Origin of the sequence: Amycolatopsis sp. YIM 10 (assembly GCF_009429145.1) — a bacterium.
Taxonomy (GTDB): domain Bacteria; phylum Actinomycetota; class Actinomycetes; order Mycobacteriales; family Pseudonocardiaceae; genus Amycolatopsis.
This window is the reverse complement of record NZ_CP045480.1, coordinates 3,631,759-3,651,886: the sequence shown is the minus strand read 5'-3', so window position 1 is coordinate 3,651,886 and position 20,128 is coordinate 3,631,759. Positions and strand designations below refer to the sequence as shown.

At 71.3% G+C, this 20,128-nt stretch carries 19 protein-coding genes; 2 read left to right on the top strand and 17 right to left on the bottom strand.

Annotated elements, in window-relative coordinates; translation table 11 throughout:
* Nucleotides 1-13: 13 nt before the first annotated feature.
* Nucleotides 14-1,822 (bottom strand): gamma-glutamyltransferase, encoded by a 1,809-nt coding sequence (gene ggt / locus YIM_RS17750; protein ID WP_153031413.1) that lies wholly within the window; start codon nucleotides 1,820-1,822, stop codon nucleotides 14-16.
* 48 nt (nucleotides 1,823-1,870) lie between these two features.
* Entirely contained in the window at nucleotides 1,871-2,791 is a 921-nt protein-coding gene (locus YIM_RS17745; RefSeq protein WP_153031412.1) for a threonine/serine dehydratase, read from the bottom strand.
* Between the two features lie 25 nt (nucleotides 2,792-2,816).
* Here YIM_RS17745 and YIM_RS17740 point away from each other — a divergent pair, with 25 nt between their 5' ends.
* Entirely contained in the window at nucleotides 2,817-3,473 is a 657-nt protein-coding gene (locus YIM_RS17740) for a GntR family transcriptional regulator (RefSeq protein ID WP_228004798.1), read from the top strand.
* Here YIM_RS17740 and YIM_RS17735 read toward each other — a convergent pair.
* The 13 genes from YIM_RS17735 to pyrR form a co-directional block, all read right to left on the bottom strand.
* Nucleotides 3,470-5,596 carry a primosomal protein N' gene (locus YIM_RS17735; RefSeq protein ID WP_153031410.1) on the bottom strand — a complete coding sequence of 709 codons (2,127 nt, stop codon included), beginning with the start codon at nucleotides 5,594-5,596 and terminating at the stop codon, nucleotides 3,470-3,472. The genes YIM_RS17740 and YIM_RS17735 overlap by 4 nt on opposite strands.
* A 70-nt stretch (nucleotides 5,597-5,666) precedes the next feature.
* On the bottom strand, nucleotides 5,667-6,869 hold the full coding sequence (gene metK, locus YIM_RS17730) for a methionine adenosyltransferase (protein ID WP_153031409.1): 1,203 nt from the start codon (nucleotides 6,867-6,869) through the stop codon (nucleotides 5,667-5,669).
* Nucleotides 6,870-6,932: 63 nt separating this feature from the next.
* Complete coding sequence (gene coaBC, locus YIM_RS17725; protein WP_194240192.1) at nucleotides 6,933-8,177, bottom strand: bifunctional phosphopantothenoylcysteine decarboxylase/phosphopantothenate--cysteine ligase CoaBC; 1,245 nt, start codon at nucleotides 8,175-8,177, stop codon at nucleotides 6,933-6,935.
* Nucleotides 8,174-8,452 (bottom strand): DNA-directed RNA polymerase subunit omega, encoded by a 279-nt coding sequence (gene rpoZ, locus YIM_RS17720; RefSeq protein ID WP_370469022.1) that lies wholly within the window; start codon nucleotides 8,450-8,452, stop codon nucleotides 8,174-8,176. Before rpoZ ends, coaBC begins: the two co-directional genes overlap by 4 nt.
* Before the next feature lie 26 nt (nucleotides 8,453-8,478).
* Nucleotides 8,479-9,036, bottom strand: coding sequence for a guanylate kinase (gene gmk, locus YIM_RS17715; RefSeq protein ID WP_228004797.1), 558 nt, complete (start codon nucleotides 9,034-9,036; stop codon nucleotides 8,479-8,481).
* A 41-nt stretch (nucleotides 9,037-9,077) separates the two neighbouring features.
* Complete coding sequence (mihF, locus tag YIM_RS17710; protein ID WP_113691187.1) at nucleotides 9,078-9,395, bottom strand: integration host factor, actinobacterial type; 318 nt, start codon at nucleotides 9,393-9,395, stop codon at nucleotides 9,078-9,080.
* A gap of 181 nt (nucleotides 9,396-9,576) precedes the next feature.
* Nucleotides 9,577-10,404, bottom strand: a complete 828-nt coding sequence (pyrF, locus tag YIM_RS17705; protein WP_153031407.1) for an orotidine-5'-phosphate decarboxylase — start codon at nucleotides 10,402-10,404, stop codon at nucleotides 9,577-9,579.
* Nucleotides 10,401-13,715 carry a carbamoyl-phosphate synthase large subunit gene (carB, locus tag YIM_RS17700; RefSeq protein WP_153031406.1) on the bottom strand — a complete coding sequence of 1,105 codons (3,315 nt, stop codon included), beginning with the start codon at nucleotides 13,713-13,715 and terminating at the stop codon, nucleotides 10,401-10,403. The genes pyrF and carB overlap by 4 nt, the downstream gene beginning before the upstream one ends.
* Nucleotides 13,715-14,839 carry a glutamine-hydrolyzing carbamoyl-phosphate synthase small subunit gene (carA, locus tag YIM_RS17695; RefSeq protein WP_153031405.1) on the bottom strand — a complete coding sequence of 375 codons (1,125 nt, stop codon included), beginning with the start codon at nucleotides 14,837-14,839 and terminating at the stop codon, nucleotides 13,715-13,717. The genes carB and carA overlap by 1 nt, the downstream gene beginning before the upstream one ends.
* Entirely contained in the window at nucleotides 14,836-15,354 is a 519-nt protein-coding gene (locus YIM_RS17690) for a transporter (RefSeq protein WP_153031404.1), read from the bottom strand. Before YIM_RS17690 ends, carA begins: the two co-directional genes overlap by 4 nt.
* Nucleotides 15,354-16,646, bottom strand: coding sequence for a dihydroorotase (locus YIM_RS17685; protein WP_153031403.1), 1,293 nt, complete (start codon nucleotides 16,644-16,646; stop codon nucleotides 15,354-15,356). The genes YIM_RS17690 and YIM_RS17685 overlap by 1 nt, the downstream gene beginning before the upstream one ends.
* On the bottom strand, nucleotides 16,643-17,581 hold the full coding sequence (locus tag YIM_RS17680; protein WP_153031402.1) for an aspartate carbamoyltransferase catalytic subunit: 939 nt from the start codon (nucleotides 17,579-17,581) through the stop codon (nucleotides 16,643-16,645). The genes YIM_RS17685 and YIM_RS17680 overlap by 4 nt, the downstream gene beginning before the upstream one ends.
* Nucleotides 17,578-18,195 (bottom strand): bifunctional pyr operon transcriptional regulator/uracil phosphoribosyltransferase PyrR, encoded by a 618-nt coding sequence (gene pyrR, locus YIM_RS17675; protein ID WP_153031401.1) that lies wholly within the window; start codon nucleotides 18,193-18,195, stop codon nucleotides 17,578-17,580. The genes YIM_RS17680 and pyrR overlap by 4 nt, the downstream gene beginning before the upstream one ends.
* A 258-nt stretch (nucleotides 18,196-18,453) precedes the next feature.
* Between pyrR and YIM_RS17670 the strand changes: the two genes are divergently transcribed.
* Entirely contained in the window at nucleotides 18,454-18,942 is a 489-nt protein-coding gene (locus YIM_RS17670; RefSeq protein WP_003096372.1) for a transcriptional regulator, read from the top strand.
* Between the two features lie 133 nt (nucleotides 18,943-19,075).
* On the opposite strand, the gene nusB is transcribed toward YIM_RS17670, so the two are convergent.
* Together nusB and efp are read right to left on the bottom strand one after the other, a co-directional pair.
* On the bottom strand, nucleotides 19,076-19,528 hold the full coding sequence (gene nusB, locus YIM_RS17665; RefSeq protein ID WP_153031400.1) for a transcription antitermination factor NusB: 453 nt from the start codon (nucleotides 19,526-19,528) through the stop codon (nucleotides 19,076-19,078).
* Nucleotides 19,525-20,088 (bottom strand): elongation factor P, encoded by a 564-nt coding sequence (gene efp / locus YIM_RS17660; protein ID WP_153031399.1) that lies wholly within the window; start codon nucleotides 20,086-20,088, stop codon nucleotides 19,525-19,527. The genes nusB and efp overlap by 4 nt, the downstream gene beginning before the upstream one ends.
* Nucleotides 20,089-20,128: the final 40 nt, after the last annotated feature.

Genomic DNA, 20,128 nt, shown 5'->3' with positions numbered 1-20,128 from the left:
CCGATGTCGCCGGTCAGGGGTGCGGAACGGGCAGCACCACCCTGGCCGAGCCACCACCGCGCCGCACCGGCTCCGCGGCGGCGAGCCAGCGGCCGTCCGGCAGCAGTTCCACCGCTGTCGCCGCCCCGATCTCTCCTGGCGTGGAGGAGAATTCCTGCCCGCGCGCCTTCAGGTCGGCGGTCTCCGGCTGGTTCAGGAACGCCTGCTCCACCTGGGCGTTGTCCGAGTTCCGCTGCGACGCGCGCGGTTCGGCGATGGCGTCGACCAGCGACAGGTCGCGGTCCAGCCGTCCGGTCAGCACCTGCAGCACGGTGGTGATGATCGACGCGCCACCGGGTGAACCGGCGGCGAGCAACGGCTTGCCGTCCTTGAGCACGATGGTCGGCGCCATCGAGGACCGCGGGCGCTTGCCGGCGGCGGGCAGGTTCGGGTCCGGCACGCCGGGGGTCACCGGCACCATGGAGAAGTCGGTCAGCTCGTTGTTCAGCAGGAAGCCGCGGCCGGGCACGACCATGCCGCTGCCGCCCTCCTGCTCGATGGTCAGCGTGTAGGCGACCACGTTGCCCCATTTGTCCGCGGCGGTGAGGTGCGTGGTGTTCTCGCCCTCGTACGGCGTCGGCGCCGGGACCGGGCCAGCCGCACACGGCTGCGGATTACGCGGGTCACCTGGCGCGACCGGGCTGACCTGCGCCTGCGCCGGGTCGATCAGGCAGGCGCGGCTGTCCGCGAACTCCTGGCCGATCAGCTCCTCGGCGGGCACGTCGACGAAGTCGGGGTCGCCGATCCAGCGGTTGCGGTCGGCGAAGGACAACCGGGTCGACTCGAGGAAGCGGTGCAGGTAGTCGGCCTTGCCCAGCTCCGAGAGGTCGGTGCCTTCGAGGATGTTGAGCGCCTCGCCGACGGTCAGCCCGCCGGACGAGGGCGCCGGCATGCCGTAGACGTCCAGCCCGCGGTACTCGGTGTGCGTCGGCTCGCGGTCGACCGTGCGGTACTTCTCGAGGTCCGACTTGGCCAGCCTGCCGGGGCGCACGTTGAGCCCGGCGGCCGGATCGACCGGCGGCTGCTGGACGGTGCGCACCACGTCCTCGCCGATGCGGCCGCGGTAGAGCGCCGCGGTGCCGGTGCGCGCGAGTTCGCCGTAGGTCTTGGCGAGGTCCGGGTTGGCGAACTTGGTGCCGACCACCGGCGGCGCGCCCCCGGGCAGGTAGAGGTCGCGCGTGGCCGGGAACGCCTTGAACCGGGCGGCGTTGTTGGCGATCTGGTCGTGGAAGGTCTTGTCCACGGTGAACCCGCGCCTGGCCAGGTCCTCGGCCGGTTTCATCGCCCTGGCCAGCGGCAGCGTGCCCCACTTGCGCAGCGCGTCGCGCCAGGTGGCCGGCGTGCCGGGCGTGCCGACGGAAAGGCCGCTGGTCACCGCCTCGGCGAACGGGATCGCCTTGCCGTTCTCGACGAAGAGGTTCTCGTCCGCGGTGCCGGGCGCGGTCTCGCGGCCGTCGATCGTGTGCACCTTGCCGGTGCGTGCTTCGTAGAAGACGAAGAACCCGCCGCCGCCGATGCCGGCGGAGAAGGGGTCGGTGACCCCGAGCGCGGCGGCCGTGGCGACCGCGGCGTCCACCGCGTTGCCCCCGCGGCGGAGCACGTCGATGCCGATCTGGCTGGCGTCGGCGTCGATGCTGGACACCGCGCCGAGGTAGCCGGCCTGCTCGGGGACCTTGCCCGGTGGTGCGCCGGGCGCGGCCGACGCGGGGGCGCCGGCGGTGAGCAGTGCCGTCGCGCACGACACGGCGAGAACGCTGCGGATGGTTCTGCGCTGAACAGGCATGCGCGACATCCTGCCGCAGCGCACCGCGAAAATCACCAGTCTCGGGCGTCAGGCGGTATCGCCGGGGTAATTGCGGCCGGTGATGATCGTGCCGAGGCGCTCGCCCGGGATGTCGTGCTCGAGCAACGCCGCGATCCCGGCGACGGCTGACGGTTCGACCAGTTGACCCGTGGCCTCGCGGAGCAGGCGCATCGCCCGTTCGATGGTCGCTTCCTCGACGGCCAGCATGTCGTCGACGTACTCGACGGTCCATTCGACCGCGGCCGGGACCGGCACGCGGACCGCGATCCCGTCGGCGATGGTCCGCGCGCTCTCGGTGGCGACGGGCGCGCGGTCACGCCAGCTGTGCAGCATGGCGGGCGCACCGGCCGCGCAGACGCCGATGATCCTGGTCCGCGCGGCGTGGGTTTTGAGGTAGCAGCCGATGCCGCCGATCAGCGCGCCGTTGCCGACGGGGACCAGCAGCGTGTCGAGTTCGAGTGGCGCGAGTTCGACGCCGATCGTGCCCGCCCCTTCCGCGATGGCCGGCGCCTCGCCGTCCTCCACGAACAACCGCCCGGCGCCCTCGGCGTACTCGCGGGCCGCGTCCTTCGCCACGTCGAAGTCGGCCCCGACCTGCTTCACCTCGGCGCCGAACGCCCGCATGCGCGCGATCTTGCCCGCGTTCGCGTTCTCCGCGGTGAACACGGTGACCGGGATCCGCCGCGCGGCGGCGGCGTACGCGATGCCCTGACCGAAGTTGCCCGCCGACGCGCAGACGATCTCCCGCCCCGCTTCCAGCCCGCGGACGAAGTAGCTCGCGCCGCGGCCCTTGAACGAGCCCAGCGGGTTGAGCGTCTCGACCTTGAGCACCAGCTCGCGGCCGAGGCGCTGGTCGAGCACGGGGTCATGGAACTGCGGGGTGTTCCGGAAGACCGGTTCAACCAGCTGAGCAGCTTCGGCGATGTTCGCCGCGGAGAGCGCCACCATGGTGCGTATCGTATACGATGAACAGGTGTCCGCAACGCCCATCGCCCGAGCCGAGCCCCTGCGCGACGCCGTGTACGCCCGGATCGTCGAGTTGTTCTGGTCGGGCGCCTACCCGCCGGGTACCGCGGTGACCGAGGCAGCGCTGTCGCGTGAACTGGACGTCTCACGCACTCCGGTCCGGGAGGCCCTGCTCCGCCTCGAAGCCGAGGGCGTCCTGCGGTCGGCGCTGGCCAGGGGCTTCACCGTGCGACCGCTCGACCAGCGCGAGGCCACCGAGCTGTACCCGATCCTGGGCGCGCTGGAGAGCCTCGCGGTGCGGACCGCCGGCACTCCCCCGGCGTCACGCGTGCGCGACCTGGAGCGCATCCTCGCCGAACTGGAGGACTGCACCGACCCCATCCGGCGCTGGCGGCTCGACTCCGACTGGCACGACGGGCTGGTGGCCGCCTCCGGCAACGTCCAGCTCCGGGAAATGGTCGGCCGCGTGCGCACCAACCTGTCGCGCTACGAGCTGACCTACATGCGCGAGACGGTCGACCGCACCGAACCCGACCGTCAGCACCTCGAAATCCTCGTCGAGTTCGCCTCGGGTGACACCGAACGCGCGGCGCAACTGCTCACCGCGCACTGGGAAGCGGGCATGCGGGCCGTGTTGAACTGGCTCGACCCGAGCCGCGCCTAGATCAGCTCCAGCGGATCGAGCTGCACTCGCAGCGCCTCCGTCTCCTTGCGCGCGCTGCGCACGGCCAGCCCGCTCGCCAGCGCGGCAGCGAGCGCGCGGCCCTCCTCGCGCGGCACCCGGAGCAGCATGCGCTCGCGTTCCGAACGGCCTTCGTCGTCGATCTCGCCGAGCGGTACCGGTCCGAGCAGTTCGACACTGTCCGGCAAGCGCGTCTCATCCAGGTATGCGGCGACGGTCTCCGGGCTGCCCTCCACGCTGGCCATCCGCACCACCGGGGGGAAGCCCAGCTCCCGACGTTCACCCAGTTCGACACTCGCGTGCCACGCCGGATCCCAGCGCACCAGCGCCTGCACCGGCGTCAGCCCCGCCTCGGCGCCCACGATCACCCGGCCGCCTTCGGGTCCGGGTCGCACCAGCGCGGCGGCGGCCATCCAGCGGCGCAGCGTTTCCTCCGCCGCGCGCAGGTCCTGCCTGCCGAGCAGCGCCCAGCCGTCGAGCAGCAGCGCGGCCCCGTAGCCGCCCTCGGCGATCGGCTCCGCGCCCGGTGTCGCGATCACCAGCGCGGGTCGCGCGGGTACCTCCGCCAGCACCTCTGTCGCGCCGGAAGTGCGCACGGCGATCCCTGGGAACGCGCGCCCCATCTCCTCGGCCGTGCGCTTGGCCCCGATCACCACCGCCCGCAGGCGCGCCGAGCCGCAGGCCGGGCAGCGGAATCCGGCCTCCGGCACCCCGCACCACCGGCAGTGCGGCGCGCGCGGGCCGTCCTGGTCGCGTCCACCGGGCAGTACCAGCGGGCCCGCGCAGCGGCGGCACCGCGCGGGGGTGCGACACTGCCCGCAAGCCAGTGCCGGCACGTATCCGCGTCGAGGTACCTGGACCAGCACCGGCGCACCGGCGGCCAGGCCCTGGCGCGCGGCTTCGAAGGCGACCGACGGCAGGCGCGCGGCCTTCGCGGCCTCGTCCCGCGCGACGTCGAAGTCCTCCCCCACCGGCGTCACCCGCGGCGCCCGCGCGCGCAACTCCTCCCGGCTGGCCACGATCGGATGCGCCCAGTTGGTCTCCACGAGCAGCTGCGCCTCGGCCGTCCGGTTGAACCCGGCGACCAGGAGTGACGCGTTGCTCGCGTGCGCCCGCACCATGAGCACGTCGCGGACCTGGGGGTACGGCATGTGCGGGTCGGCGTGCAGGTCGTCCCCGTCGTCCCACACCACGAAGAGGCCGGGGTCGTGCACCGGGGCGAACATGGTGGCGCGCGTGCCGACCACCACCCGGACCGCCCCGCGCGACACCGCCAGCCAGCGCCGGTACCGCTCGGCGGGCCCGCTCTCGGCGGTCAGCGCGACCACCGCGTCCTCGCCGACCAGCTCCGCGCACGCCTGGTGCAGGCGCTTGAGGTCCCGTTGATCCGGCACGACCAGCACCGCGCCCCGGCCGGCGGCCGCCACGGTGGCCGCCGCCTCGGCGAGCCGGCGCGGCCAGTCCTCCCCCGGCAACGCCTGCCACACCGCGTGCGCCCGGCGGCCCGCCCCGAGCGCCTCCAGGAAGGACCCGCCGGTCGGGTACCGGGTCCAGCCAGTGCGACCGGGCGCCTCCGGCACCGGCGCGACCTCGCGCGGCGGCTCTCCTTCAGCCTTCGCGTGGCGCGGCGGGATCGCCAGGCGCAGCACATCGATCAGCGTGCCGCCGTACCGCTGCGCCACCGCACGGCCCAGCGCGGCCAGCTCCGGCCCGAGCACCGGTTCACTTGAGGTGACCCGGTCGAGAAAGGTCAGCTTGCCCACGTGCTCGGTGGTGTCCGCGCGTTCCAGAAGGAAACCGTCGACCAGCTGCCCGGCGAACCGGACGCGCACCCGGCAGCCCGGCACCGCGGTCTCGTGGAACTTCTCCGGCACCTGGTAGTCGAAGGTGCGGTCCAGGTGCGCCAGCGGCACGTCCACGATCACCCGCGCGACCGGCTCGCTCGGCGCCGGATTCTGCGCGCCCCGGCGCTGCGCGGCCGCGGCCTTCGCGGCGGCCGCCTTCGACTTCGGCGCGGCGCGCTTCGCCCCCGCCGCACCGGTGCTCTCGGGCTTCCGGGCGGCGGGCGGCTCGGGAAGGTCCCACAGCGGGGTCGCGCCGTTCACGTCGTGATCTCTACCAGAAGAAGCCCTCGGCCCAGATCGGGGCCGAGGGCTTCAGCGGAACGGGTGGTGCTCAGGCGCCGGCGATCGAACGCAGGTCGGCGGCGCGCTGCGTGCTCTCCCACGGCAGCCCCAGCTCCGGGCGGCCGAAGTGCCCGTACGCCGCGGTCGGCGCGTAGATCGGGCGCAGCAGGTCCAGGTCGCGGATGATCGCGGCCGGGCGCAGGTCGAACACCTCGCGGATGGCGGCCTGGATCTTCGACGGGTCCACCGTCTCGGTGCCGAAGGTCTCCACGAACAGGCCGACCGGGGACGCCTTGCCGATCGCGTAGGCCACCTGCACCTCGACCCGGGAAGCCAGCCCGGCGGCCACCACGTTCTTGGCCACCCACCGCATCGCGTAGGCCGCCGAGCGGTCCACCTTCGACGGGTCCTTGCCGGAGAACGCGCCACCACCGTGACGGGCCATGCCGCCGTAGGTGTCGACGATGATCTTGCGGCCGGTCAGCCCGGCGTCACCCATCGGGCCGCCGATGACGAACCGCCCGGTCGGGTTGACCAGCAGCCGGACGTCCGAGGTGTCCAGCTCCAGTTCGGCCAGCTCCGGCGCGACCACGTGCTCCTTGACGTCGACGCCGAGCATCTTGTCCAGGTCGATGCCGTCGGCGTGCTGGGTCGACACGACCACGGTGTCCAGGCGCACCGGCTGGTCACCGGCGTACTCGATGGTCACCTGGGTCTTGCCGTCCGGGCGCAGGTACGGCAGCACGCCGTTGTTGCGGACCCCGGTCAGCCGCTGCGACAGGCGGTGCGACAGGGCGATCGGCAGCGGCATCAGCTCGGGCGTGTCCGAGCAGGCGTAGCCGAACATCAGGCCCTGGTCGCCGGCGCCCTGGCGGTCGATCTCGTCGAGCGCGTTCTCCAGGCGCGACTCGTACGCGGTGTCGACGCCCTGGGCGATGTCCGGCGACTGCGCACCGATCGCGACGTTCACCCCGCACGAGTTGCCGTCGAAGCCCTTGGCCGACGAGTCGTACCCGATCCGGAGGATCACGTCGCGGACGATGGTCGGGATGTCCGCGTAGGCCTCGGTGGTCACCTCGCCCGCCACGTGCACCTGACCGGTGGTGATCAGGGTCTCCACCGCGACCCGGCTACGCGGATCCTTGCTCAGCAGAGCGTCCAGGATCGAGTCGCTGATCGCATCGCAGATCTTGTCCGGATGCCCTTCGGTCACCGACTCGGAAGTGAACAGCCTGCGGTTCGACGCACTCACGATCTCGTCACTTCCCTTTCTTAGGGTCCCCTGGTCACCCATCAGAGTACTGGGCGGGAGCGGTCAATCACCTTGAGTCTTGCGCAACCCGGCAACCGCGTCCCACACCGCGGCGGCCAGTTGCGCCTTCGCGCCGAACGGGATAGGGACCTCGGTGCCGTCGGCGCCCAGCAGCCAGCCCGAGTTCTCCTCCACCTCGAAGGCCTTGCCCTCGCCGACCGCGTTGACCACCAGCAGGTCGGCGCCCTTGCGCTTGAGCTTGGCCCTGGCGTGGTGCAGTACGTCGCCACCGGCGTCACCGGTCTCGGCGGCGAAACCGACCACCACCTGACCCGGATGCCGGTTTTCGACCAATCCGGCAAGAATGTCCGGATTTCGCACCAATTCGACCGTGGGCGCGCCACCGTCGTCGCTTTTCTTGATTTTGTGCTCAGCCCGCGACGCGGGCCGGAAATCGGCCACCGCGGCGGCCATCACCACAACGTCGGCGCTCGCGGCTTCCGCGCGCACGGCCTCGGCGAGCTGCTCGGCCGTGGACACGTGCCGGACCGTCGCGCCCGCGGGATCGGGCAGGTCGACGGTGTGCGCGGCGACCAGGGTGACCTCGGCGCCACGCTGGGCGGCCACCCTCGCCAGCGCGTAACCCTGCTTGCCGGACGAGCGGTTGCCCAGATAGCGGACCGGGTCGAGCGGTTCGCGCGTGCCACCGGCGGAGACCACCACGCGCACGCCCGCCAGGTCGCGCGGCAGCGCGTCCGGGGCGGCGAGCAGCAGTTTCGCCAGGTCGACGATCTCACGGGGGTCGGCCAGCCTGCCCTTGCCGCTGTCGGCCCCGGTCAACCGGCCTGCATCCGGCTCGGTGACCACCAGTCCCCGTGAGCGCAGCAGCGCCACGTTGTCCTGGGTGGCCGGGTGGTGCCACATCTCGGTGTGCATGGCCGGGAAGAACGCCACCGGGCAGCGCGCCATCAGCAGCGTGCCGGTGAGCAGGTCGTCGGCGCGCCCGTGGGCGGCCCTGGCCAGCAGGTCCGCGGTGGCGGGCACCACCAGCACCAGATCCGCCTCGTGGCCGATCCGCACGTGCTGCACGCTCGGCACGTCGCTGAACACCCCGGTGTGCACCGGGTGGCCGGACAGCGCCTCGAAGGTGGCCGCGCCGACGAAGTTCAGCGCGGCTTCGGTGGGCACCACGCGCACGTCGTGCCCGGATTCGGTCAGCCCGCGCAGCACCTCGCAGGCCTTGTAGGCGGCGATGCCGCCGCCCACTCCGAGAACGACCCTGGGCTTGCGCCCGGGGGCCTGGCTCATTCGCCTTCGGTGTGCTCGAGCAGGCCGGCGTGGATCTCGCGCAGCGCGATCGACAGCGGCTTCTCACGGGGACCCGGCTCGACGAGCGGGCCGACGTACTCCAGCAGGCCCTCACCGAGCTGCGCGTAGTAGTCGTTGATCTGGCGGGCGCGCTTGGCCGAGTAGATCACCAGCGCGTACTTCGAGCTGACCTTTTCGAGCAGGTCGTCGATGGGCGGGTTGGTGATGCCTTCGAGTTCCTCGTGCTGTGCACCCAGGGTGATGGTCACGCGCAGTACTCCTGAACGGTTGTGGAAACAAGCTAGCTCGTCATCAAGCTTAACAACTCCGCCGCGGCGGTCTTCACGTCGGCGTTCACCACGGTCGCGTCGAACTCGCCGGACGCGGCCAGTTCACGCTCCGCTTCGGCCAGCCGGGCCCGGACCGCGTCGTCGGCCTCGGTGCCGCGACCGGTCAGCCTGCCCACCAGCACCCCCCAGGACGGGGGCACCAGCATCACCAGCCTGGCCTCCGGCATCGCCACGCGGACCTGGCGGGCACCCTGCAGCTCGATCTCCAGTATCGCCTGCTTGCCCTCGGCCAGTGCCTTCTCCACCGGGGCGCGCGGGGTGCCGTAGCAGTTGCCCGCGAACTCGGCGTGCTCGAGCAGTTCCCCCTTGGCCACCATGGCGTCGAAGGCGGGCCGGTCGATGAAGTGGTAGTGCTCGCCGTCCACCTCGCCCGGTCGCGGGCGGCGGGTGGTCACCGAGACGCTGAAGAAGATCTCCGGGTCCAGCCGGCGCAGCTCGCCGACGACACTGGACTTGCCGACCCCGGACGGCCCGGATACGACGGTGAGCCGGTGCCGGTTGCCCGCCACCGGCCCACCCTCAGCTGTGGTGCCGCCGTGTTCCGCGCCGCTCACTCGCCGCTGAACTCGGCGAGCAGCGCCTTGCGCTGCCGGTCGCCGAGTCCACGCAGGCGACGGCTCGGAGCGATTTCGAGCCGCTCCATCGTCTGCTGCGCGCGGACCTTGCCAACGCCGGGTAGGGCCTCCAGCAGAGCGGAAACCTTCATCTTGCCGAGAACCTCGTCCTCGTCCGCCTGCTTGAGCACGTCGACCAGCGTGGTGCCACCCCGCTTGAGCCGCTCCTTGAGCTCGGCGCGAGCGCGACGGGCAGCAGCGGCCTTCTTCAGCGCCTCAGCACGCTGTTCCTCGGTCAGCTGGGGAAGTGCCACGATTTCCTCCGGTATTACTCAATAATTCGGCCGTCCTCGGGACGGTACCCACCTGCCATACCTGCCACAATGCGGGGGTGGGCCTCCACCTGGGAACGCGGGTGGTGGTATCGGCGTGCCGCACGCCTGTTCGGACCACTTCCCGGCACCGGGTGAACAACGTGCGGCAAGCACGGAAGGTTCAGTCCCGCAACGAATCCCGCACCCGGAACACCGCCTCGCGCAGGGCCGACGGGGCCGGTCCGTGGCGCAGGATGTCGCGTGAGGAAGCCGCCAGCACGGCTGGTGAACCCGCCCCGAAAAGAGCACGTAAATCCGCCGCGGTGGCGCCCTGCGCACCGAAACCGGGCGCCAGGATTGGGCCGTTCAGCCTATTCAGGTCCAGTTCTCCCGGACCGACAGTGGCGCCGACGACCACGCCGATGTCGCCCAGTGGCGCGGTTCCCGCGTTGCGCGCGGCGACCGCGTCGACGATTTCCTGTGCCACCGTGCGGCCGGACGGGGTCACCGTGCCCTGCAGCCCCGCGCTCTCCGGATTGGAGGTGCGCGCGAGCACAAAAACCCCGCGCCCGCTGGTTTCGGCGGCCGTCAGGGCGGCTTCCAGCGAGCCGAAACCGAGGTAGGGCGAGACGGTGATGGCGTCCGCCGCCAGCGGCGCCCCGTCGGCCAGGTAGGCGGCCGTGTAGGCGGCCATGGTCGACCCGATGTCACCGCGCTTGACGTCGAGCAGCACGAGCGCACCGGCCTCGCGGGCCAGTTCGATCACCCGCTCCAGCACCGCGATGCCCTTCGACCCGTAGGTTTCGAAGAACGCCGACTGCGGCTTGAGGATGGCCACGTGCTCGGCGATCGCCTCGGTGGCGGTCAGCGCGAACCGCTCCAGGCCGTTCGCGTCCTCCGGCAGCTCCCACGCCCGCAGCAGGCCGGGGTGGGGGTCCACCCCGGCGCACAGCGAGCCACGGCCGGCGATCGCCTTCGCCAGCCGGGCCCCGAACCGTTCCATGATCATTTCGAGGCCCGCAGAGCCGCCTGGAGCTCCTGGAGTGAGCGCACCCCGATATCACCCCGGATGAGCGCTTCGATGCCGTGTACGGCCGCGGCGGCGCCCTGAATCGTGGTGATGCAAGGGATGTCGCGCGAGACCGCGGCGGTGCGGATCTCGTAACCGTCCACGCGCGGGCCGCTGTTGCCGTACGGGGTGTTGATCACCATGTCCACCCCGCCGCCGAGGATCACCTCGACCACGTTCGGCTCGCCTTCGGTGCTGCCCTCGAAGTGCTTACGCAGCACCGAGCACTGGATTCCGTTGCGGCGCAGCACTTCCGCGGTTCCGGAGGTGGCCAGGATCTCGAAACCGAGGTCGGCGAGGCGCTTGACCGGGAAGACCAGCGAGCGCTTGTCGCGGTTGGCCACCGAGACGAACACGCGCCCCGAGGTGGGCAGCGAACCGTAGGCGCCGCTCTGCGATTTGGCGAAGGCCTTGCCGAACGAGACGTCCACGCCCATCACCTCGCCGGTGGACTTCATTTCGGGGCCCAGCAAGGAATCCACGCCGTGACCTTCCGGGGTGCGGAAGCGGTGGAAGGGCAGCACGGCCTCCTTGACCGACACCGGGGCGTCGGCGGGCAGGTCGCCGCCGTCGCCCTCGGCCGGGAGCACACCGGAGGCACGCAGCTCCTTGATCGTGGAGCCGGTCATGATCAGCGACGCCGCCTTCGCCAGCGGCACGGCAGTCGCCTTGGACACGAACGGCACCGTGCGCGAAGCCCGCGGGTTCGCCTCCAGCACGTAGAGCACGTCGTCCTTGAGCGCGTACTGCACGTTGAGCAGGCCGCGCACGCCGACGCCGCGCGCGATCGCCTCGGTGGAGCGCCGGACGGCGTCCAGGTCGGTCCGGCCGAGGGTGATCGGCGGCAGCGCGCACGAGGAGTCGCCGGAGTGGATCCCGGCCTCCTCGATGTGCTCCATCACGCCGCCCAGGTACAGGTCCTCCCCGTCGAACAGGGCGTCCACGTCGATCTCGATGGAGTCGTCGAGGAAGCGGTCCACCAGCACCGGGTGCTCCGGGGTGACCTCGGTGGCGCGCTGGATGTAGCCGGCCAGCGACTGCTCGTCGTAGACGATCTCCATGCCCCGCCCGCCGAGCACGTACGACGGGCGCACCAGCACCGGGTAGCCGATCTCGTCGGCGATCCGCTTGGCGCCCTCGAACGAGGTCGCCGTGCCGTAGCGCGGCGCCGGGAGCCCGGCGGCACGCAGCACCTCACCGAAGGCACCGCGGTCCTCGGCCAGGTGGATCGCCTCGGGCGAGGTGCCGACCACCGGCACGCCCGCCGCGGCGAGGCGGCGCGCGAGGCCCAGCGGGGTCTGCCCGCCCAGCTGCACGATCACCCCGGCCACCGTGCCGGACTCGCGCTCGGCGTGCACCACTTCGAGAACGTCCTCAAAGGACAGTGGCTCGAAGTAGAGCCGGTCGGAGGTGTCGTAGTCGGTGGACACGGTTTCGGGGTTGCAGTTGACCATCACCGCTTCGAAACCGGCCTCGCGCAGGGCGAGCGCGGCGTGCACGCACGAGTAGTCGAACTCGATGCCCTGCCCGATCCGGTTCGGCCCGGACCCGAGGATGAGCACCTTCTGCTTGTCCGGCTGCGGCGCAACCTCCGACTCCGCGGCGGGATCGGTCTCGTAAGCCGAGTAGTGGTAAGGGGTTTTGGCGGCGAACTCCGCCGCGCAGGTGTCCACCGTCTTGAACACCGGGCGCACGCCGAGGCGGTGGCGCAGCGCGCGCACGCCGTCCTCGCCTGCCAGTTCCGGGCGCAGCGCGGCGATCTGGCGGTCGGACAGCCCGGTGCGCTTGCCGCGGCGCAGCAAGTCGCCGTCGAGCACCGGGGCGGTCGAGATCTCCTGCCCCACCTCGCCGATCAGCGCGATCTGGTCGATGAACCACGGGTCGATGCCGCTGGCCTCGTGCACCTGCTCGACGGTGGCGCCCAGCCGCAGCGCCCGCTCGACCGCGTACAGGCGGCCGTCGTGCGGATTGCGCAGGGAGTCCAGTGTGGACTCCAGCGTGGCGCCCTCCGGGTCGGGCACGGTCCAGAAGCCCGCGGCCTTGGTGTCGATCGAGCGCAGCGCCTTGCCCAGTGCCTCGGGAAAGCTGCGGCCCATCGACATGGCCTCGCCGACGCTCTTCATCGTGGTGGTCAGCGTCGGGTCCGCGCCGGGGAACTTCTCGAAGGCGAACCGCGGCACCTTCACCACCACGTAGTCGAGCGTGGGCTCGAACGAGGCCGGGGTCTCGCCGGTGATGTCGTTGCGGATCTCGTCGAGGGTGTAGCCGATGGCCAGCTTCGCGGCGATCTTGGCGATCGGGAAGCCGGTCGCCTTCGAGGCCAGCGCGCTCGACCGCGACACGCGCGGGTTCATCTCGATGACCACCATGCGGCCGTCGCGCGGGTTGATCGCGAACTGGATGTTGCAGCCGCCGGTGTCCACCCCGACCGCGCGCAGCACGTCGATGCCGACGTCGCGCATGTGCTGGTACTCGCGGTCGGTCAGGGTCATCGCCGGCGCGACGGTGACCGAGTCGCCGGTGTGCACGCCCATCGCGTCCACGTTCTCGATCGAGCAGACCACCACCACGTTGTCCCGGCGGTCGCGCATCAGCTCGAGCTCGTACTCCTTCCAGCCGAGCACGCTCTCCTCGATGAGCACCTCGGTGACCGGGCTCTCCTCCAACCCGACCGAGGCCAGCCGCTCGAGGTCCTCGCTGGTGTGCGCCATGCCGGAGCCGAGCCCGCCCATGGTGAACGACGGCCGGATGACCACCGGCAGGCCGAGCTTCTCGACGGTCTCGCGGACCTCGTCCATCGAGTGGCACACCGCGCTGCGCGGCACCTCGCCGCCGATCTGGCGGACGATGTCCTTGAACTTCTGCCGGTCCTCACCGCGCTGGATGGCGTCGATGTCGGCGCCGATCAGCTCGACGCCGTACTTCTCCAGCACGCCGCGCTCGTGCAGGGCCACCGCGCAGTTCAGCGCGGTCTGCCCGCCGAGGGTGGCCAGCAGCGCCTGCGGGCGCTCGGCGGCGATGACCTTCTCCACGAAGTCGGGTGTGACCGGCTCGATGTAGGTGGCGTCGGCGAACTCGGGGTCGGTCATGATCGTGGCCGGGTTCGAGTTCACCAGGCTGACCCGCAGGCCCTCCTCGCGCAGCACGCGGCAGGCCTGGGTGCCCGAGTAGTCGAACTCGGCGGCCTGCCCGATCACGATCGGGCCGGAGCCGATGACGAGCACGTGCTCGATGTCTGTGCGTTTCGGCATTACTTGGCTGTCTCCATCAGGCTGACGAACTCGTCGAAGAGGGGGGCCGCGTCGTGCGGGCCGGCGGCGGCTTCGGGGTGGTACTGCACGGAGAACGCGGGAACGTCCTCGGCGCGCACGCCCTCCACCGTGTTGTCGTTCGGGCAGTAGTGGCTGATCGTCGCAGCGCCGAAGGGCGAGTCGAACCGCTGACCGGGCTCGCCTTCGAGGGCGAAGCCGTGGTTCTGCGCGGTGATGGCCACCTTGCCGGTGGCCACGTCGATCACCGGGATGTTGATGCCGCGGTGCCCGTAGCGCATCTTGTAGGTGCCCAGCCCCAGCGCGCGGCCGAGGATCTGGTTGCCGAAACAGATGCCGAACAGCGGGATGCGGCGTTCGAGCACCGCGCGGGTCAGCGCGGTGGCGTGCTCGGTGGTCGCCGGGTCGCCCGGCCCGTTGGACAGGAAGATGCCGTCGGGCTCGATCTCCAGCAGCCGGTCGAGCGAGCTGGACGAGGGCAGCACGTGCACCTCGATACCGCGCTGGGCCATCTGGCGGGGCGTGTTCGACTTGATGCCCAGGTCCAGCGCGGCGACGCGGAACCGGCGCTCGCCGAGCGCGGGCACCACGTACGGCTCGGCCGTGGTCACCTCGCCGGCCAGGTCGGCGCCCTTCATCTGCGGGCTGGCCAGCACCTCGCCGACCATCTCGTCGTCCGCGCGCAACGCGTCACCGGAGAACACCCCGGAGCGCATCGCGCCCCGCTCGCGCAGGTGGCGGGTGAGCGTGCGGGTGTCCACCCCGGAGATGCCGACCACGCCCTGCTCGATGAGCGCGTCGTCGAGCGTGCGCGTGGCGCGCCAGTTGGACGGGGTGCGGGCGGGGTCGCGGACCACGTAACCCGAGACCCAGATGCGCGCGGACTCGTCGTCCTCGTCGTTCCACCCGGTGTTGCCGATCTGCGGTGCGGTCTGCACGACGATCTGGCGGTGGTACGAGGGATCGGTCAGCGTCTCCTGGTACCCGGTCATCCCGGTGCAGAACACGGCCTCCCCGAGGGTGCGCCCCTCGGCCCCGTATGCGGTGCCCCGGAAAACGCGGCCGTCCTCCAGTACCAGCGCGGCGGGTGTCCGGCTACTCGTCATGATTGGGCACTTCCCTTGATCTCCGTACCGTTCTTGCCAAGCTCTTCGAGCCAGCGGGGGTAGACCTCGAGGTCGTCCCCGCGGAACCCGGTGTCCAGTTCTTCACCGTCACCGCCGGGGCGCCAGGTGAGCACCAGCAGGCTGTCGGTGCCCATCACCTTCCCGGCCATGCCCTTGTCCGTGCGGATCCCGGTGATCGAGGCGCGCGGGATCCAGAACCCGGGCGCGCGGCCGCGGTCGACCTCCACGCCCGTGTCGTACAGGCGCAACGTCGCGTACCCGCGCAACCCGGCGCCCCTGGTGACGACGCGCTCCTGCCAGCGGCCGGCGATCGTGGTGCTCACGTACAACCCGTCGGCGGTCAGCAGCGGTTCACCCAGGTCGACCGGGACCTCCGGGAAGGGCGCGATCCGGGCGCTCTGGGACCGCGACTTGCGGCGCCAGCCCAGCCACATGCCGAAGACGCACAGCGCGAAGAAAGCCGCGACCAGCAAGGTCAGCAGAAAACGCTCCATCAGGCCAGTTTCCCTTCTCGCACGGTGAACCGCCCGCGCAGCAGGGTCGCGGTGACCGCACCGGGCAGCCGCATCCCCTCGTACGGGGTGTTCGACGCGATGCTCGCCAGGTCGGCGCCGCGCACGGTCCACTCGGCGTCGGGATCGACCAGGGTCAGGTTGGCCGGCTCGCCCACCTCGATCGGGCGGCCGTGATCGGGCAGCCCGGCGATCTCGGCCGGTCGCTCGCTCATCACCCTGGCCACGCCGCGCCAGTCGAGCAGGCCGGGCCGGACCATGGTCTCGGTCACGATGGACAGCGCGGTCTGCAGGCCGAGCATGCCGGGCTTGGCGGCGGCCCATTCGCAGTCCTTGTCCTGCACGGCGTGCGGCGCGTGGTCGGTGGCGACGCAGTCGATCACCCCGTCGGCCAGCGCGCGGCGCAGCCGCTCGGCGTCGGCCCCGGTGCGCAGCGGCGGGTTCACCTTGTTGACCGGGTCGTACCCGGCCAACCGCTCGTCGGTGAGCAGCAGGTGGTGCGGGGTGACCTCGGCGCTGACCTTGGTGCCGCGCTCCTTCGCCCAGGCCAGCACGTCGGCGGTGCCCGCGGTGGACACGTGGCAGATGTGCAGCCGCGCCCCGGCGTGCAGGGCGAGCAGGCAGTCCCGCGCCACGATGGACTCCTCGGCGGCGGCGGGCCAGCCCGCGTAACCGAGCCGGGCGGCCTGCTCACCTTCGTGGGCCTGGGCGCCGACGGTGAGTCGCGGTTCCTCGGCGTGCTGCGCGATCACCGCGTCCAGCGCGATCGAGTACTCCAGTGCGCGGCGCATCAGCAGCGGGTCGTGCACGCACTTGCCGTCGTCGGAGAAGACCCGCACCCCGGCGGCGGAGGCGGCCATCGTGCCCAGCTCGGCGAGCTTCTCGCCGCCGAGTCCGACGGTGACCGCGCCGACCGGGTGCACGTCGACCAGCCCGGCGGCCCGGCCGAGCCGCCAAACGTGCTCGACCACGACCGCGTTGTCGGCGACCGGGTCGGTGTTGGCCATGGCGAAGACCGCGGTGTACCCGCCGAGCGCCGCGGCGGCCGAGCCGGTGGCGATGGTCTCGGTGTCCTCGCGGCCGGGTTCGCGCAGGTGGGTGTGCAGGTCGACGAAGCCGGGCAGGAGCACCTGACCCGCGGCTTCGACCACTTCGGCGGACTCGGTCGCACCAGGTGAACCGATCTCGGCGATCTCGCCGTCGGCGATCAGCACGTCGACCGGGTCGCCTTCGCCGTAGAGCCGGACACCCTTGAGCAGGATCTCGGTGGTCATGCGGCGACTCCTTCTTCCTCACCCGCGAGCAGGTGGTACAGCACAGCCATGCGGACGTGGACCCCGTTGCGCACCTGCTCGGTGATCGCCGAGGCAGGCGAGTCGGCGACCGCCGAGGCGATCTCCATGCCGCGCAGCATCGGCCCCGGGTGCAGGACGACCGCGTGGTCCGACAGCAGCGCGAGCCGCTTCTCGTTCAGTCCGTAGGCGATCGAGTACTCGCGCGCCGACGGGAAGAAGCCCCCGTGCATCCGCTCGGCCTGCACGCGCAGCATCATCACCGCGTCCACCGCGGGCAGCTCCGCGTCCAACTGGTGCGACACCGTCACCGGCCAGCTTTCCACGCCGACCGGCAGCAGGGTGGGTGGTGCGACGAGCACCACCTCCGCGCCGAGCGCGGCGAGCAGGTGCACGTTGGACCGGGCGACCCGGCTGTGCACGACGTCACCCACGATGGCGACGCGGCGGCCGTCCAGCGAGCCGAGCCTGTCCCGCAGGGTGGCCGCGTCGAGCAGCGCCTGCGTCGGGTGCTCGTGCGTGCCGTCGCCCGCGTTGACCACCTTCGTGCCGGTCTGCCCCAGCCAACCGGCCAGCCGGTGCGCGGCACCGGAGGCGGGGTGGCGGATGATCACGCAGTCGGCCCCGGCCGCGGACAGGGTCAGCGCGGTGTCCCGCAGCGACTCCCCCTTGCCCACCGAGGAGCCGCCGGCCGAGACGTTCACCACGTCGGCGCTCATCCACTTGCCCGCGATCTCGAAGGAGACGCGGGTGCGGGTGGAGTTCTCGTAGAACAGCGTGATCACGGTGCGGCCGCGCAGCGTGGGCAGCTTGCGCACTTCGCGCCCGAGCAGCGTGCGCTTGAGCTCGTCGGCGGTGTCCAGGATGGACGTCGCCAGCTCCGGATCCAGCCCGTCGGTGGCGAGCAGATGCTTCACGATTTCCCTTCCTCGGCGGGCGCACTCGGTGCACCCGGTTCGCCCCGCAGCAGCACCGCGTCGCGCCCGTCCACTTCGGACAACAGCACGGCGACGTCCTCGGCACGCGACGTGGGCACGTTCTTGCCCACGTAGTCGGCGCGGATCGGCAGCTCGCGGTGGCCGCGGTCGACCAGTACCGCCAGCTGGACCGCGCGGGGGCGGCCGTGGTCGCGCAGAGCGTCGAAGGCGGCGCGGATGGTGCGCCCGGAGAACAGCACGTCGTCGACGAGCACGACCACCCGGTTGTCGATCCCGGTGGACGGCAGCTGCGTCTGCTCCAGCGGGCGGGTCGGGCGGCGGCGTAGGTCGTCGCGGTAGAGCGTCACGTCGAGTGCGCCGATCGGCACGTCGACCCCGGAGAACTCGGTCACGCGGGCGGCCAGCCTGGCCGCGAGCGGGGTGCCCCGGGTGGGTATGCCCAGCAACACGGGTGGGGCCGAGTGGCCCGCACCGAGTGCGGTCTTCTCGATGACCTGATGGGCCATTCGAGCGATGGTGCGTGCGACGTCTCCGGCCGACAGGAGCTCACGCTCACCGGCCGGATCCGTCACACCGCGCGGACGCGATGTCACGGTGGACCTCCTTCCCCGCCTCACTGGACGGGTCGTTAAAGGACGTCGATTTCCCAGGTAGTTGCCGGAAATCGAGCCCAGGGTAACAGGATCGGCCACTCAGCCTTACGGGTGGTGTGCCCTGTTCGGACCACCCCCGCGCAATGATCTGCTTGACCTGGTGACGACAACGCGTAACCATTACTCTGAGTATTCGACTCAAGAAGTGCCCCTCCGGTCGTTCGGCCGGGCGGGGACGACGAAACGGAGAACCACCAGATGGGCGATTACGCCAAGGCGCTCGGGGCCAAGCTCCGCGGGATCCGCCAGCAGCAGGGTCTGTCCCTGCACGGGGTCGAGCAGAAGTCCGGCGGACGCTGGAAGGCGGTCGTCGTGGGTTCGTACGAGCGCGGCGACCGGGCCGTGACCGTGCAGAAGCTCGCCGAGCTGGCGGACTTCTACGGCGTACCGGTCGTCGAGCTGCTGCCAGAGGGCCGCGTTCCGTCTGGGGCGGAGCCGGCCACGAAGATCGTGATCAACCTGGAGCGGCTCCAGCAGCTGCCCGCCGAGAAGGTCGGGCCGCTGGCCCGGTACGCCGCCACCATCCAGAGCCAGCGCGGGGACTACAACGGCAAGGTGCTCTCCATCCGCACCGAGGACCTGCGCTCGCTGGCGATCATCTACGACATGACGCCCGGGGAGCTGACGGAGCAGCTGATCGACTGGGGAGTGCTGCCGCCGGAAGCACGGCCATCCAAAGAGGACTGAGCCGTGCGGTCCGGCACGGCCGCACCGAGAACAGGCCGAAGGGGCCTTCGGCGACGAACCAGAGTTCGCCGGAGGCCCCTTCGGTGTTTCCGCTTCGGCGCTTTCGAGCGCTATGTCCGTTACCGCGGGCTCGTCACAGCACCGCGCGCAGCCGGTCGGCGATCGAGCCGATCCGGCCGAGCACGCCGTTGACGAAGCGCGGCGAGTCGTCCGTGGACAACTCCTTGGCGATGCCGACGGCCTCGTCGATCGCCACCGGGTCCGGCACGTCGGCGGCCCACAGCAGCTCGTAGACCCCGACCCGCAGTACCGCCAGGTCGACCGGCGGCATCCGGTCCAGCGACCAGCCCTGCGCGTGCTCGGCGAGCAGCTCATCGATCTGCTCGCGCCGCGTGGTGACCCCCTCGACCAGCGAGACGGTGTAGTCGCTGATCGGGTCCACCTCGGTCGAACCAACACGACCGGCCAGCAGGGTCACCGCGTCGGAGTCCCGCTGGGCGGCCTCGTACAGCATTTCGACGGCGCGTTTGCGCGAAGCCCGGCGGCCGATGGGGCCACCGCGCTTGGGCGAACCGGTTGAACTCAACTCGAAACCCGGCCGAGGTAGCGCCCGTCACGAGTGTCGACCTTGACCTTCTCACCCGTGGTCAGGAACAGCGGCACCTGGATCTCGGCGCCGGTCTCCAGCGTGGCCGGCTTGGTGCCGCCGGTGGAGCGGTCACCCTGCAGGCCCGGGTCGGTGTGCTGGACCACCAGCTCGACCGAGGTGGGCAGCTCGACGTAGAGCGGGGTGTTCTCGTGGATGGCGACCTGGACCTCGGTGTTCTCCAGCAGGTAGTTCGCCCCGTCGCCGACGACCTCGCGCGACACGTTGATCTGGTCGAACGTGTCGCCGTCCATGAAGACGAAGTCGCTGCCGTCGTTGTAGAGGTAGGTCATCGTGCGGCGGTCCACCGTCGCGGTGTCGACCTTGGTGCCGGCGTTGAACGTCTTGTCCACGACCTTGCCGCTCAGGACGTGCTTGAGCGTGGTGCGCACGAAGGCGCCGCCCTTGCCCGGCTTGACGTGCTGGAAGTTCACGACCGACCACAGCTGTCCGTCGAGGTTGAGGACCAAGCCGTTCTTCAGGTCGTTGGTGGTGGCCACGGGTCTGGGATCTCCTGTGTCTGCTCGAAGCGGGCCGCGG

Excerpts from the sequence above, each read along its gene's own strand:
- ggt (WP_153031413.1), bottom strand. The coding sequence starts at position 1,822 with ATGCCTGTTCAGCGCAGAACCATCCGCAGCGTTCTCGCCGTGTCGTGC.
- YIM_RS17745 (WP_153031412.1), bottom strand. The coding sequence starts at position 2,791 with ATGGTGGCGCTCTCCGCGGCGAACATCGCCGAAGCTGCTCAGCTGGTT.
- coaBC (WP_194240192.1), bottom strand. The coding sequence starts at position 8,177 with ATGAGCCAGGCCCCCGGGCGCAAGCCCAGGGTCGTTCTCGGAGTGGGC.
- pyrF (WP_153031407.1), bottom strand. The coding sequence starts at position 10,404 with ATGATCATGGAACGGTTCGGGGCCCGGCTGGCGAAGGCGATCGCCGGC.
- carB (WP_153031406.1), bottom strand. The coding sequence starts at position 13,715 with ATGCCGAAACGCACAGACATCGAGCACGTGCTCGTCATCGGCTCCGGC.
- carA (WP_153031405.1), bottom strand. The coding sequence starts at position 14,839 with ATGACGAGTAGCCGGACACCCGCCGCGCTGGTACTGGAGGACGGCCGC.
- YIM_RS17690 (WP_153031404.1), bottom strand. The coding sequence starts at position 15,354 with ATGGAGCGTTTTCTGCTGACCTTGCTGGTCGCGGCTTTCTTCGCGCTG.
- YIM_RS17685 (WP_153031403.1), bottom strand. The coding sequence starts at position 16,646 with ATGACCACCGAGATCCTGCTCAAGGGTGTCCGGCTCTACGGCGAAGGC.
- YIM_RS17670 (WP_003096372.1), top strand. The coding sequence starts at position 18,454 with ATGGGCGATTACGCCAAGGCGCTCGGGGCCAAGCTCCGCGGGATCCGC.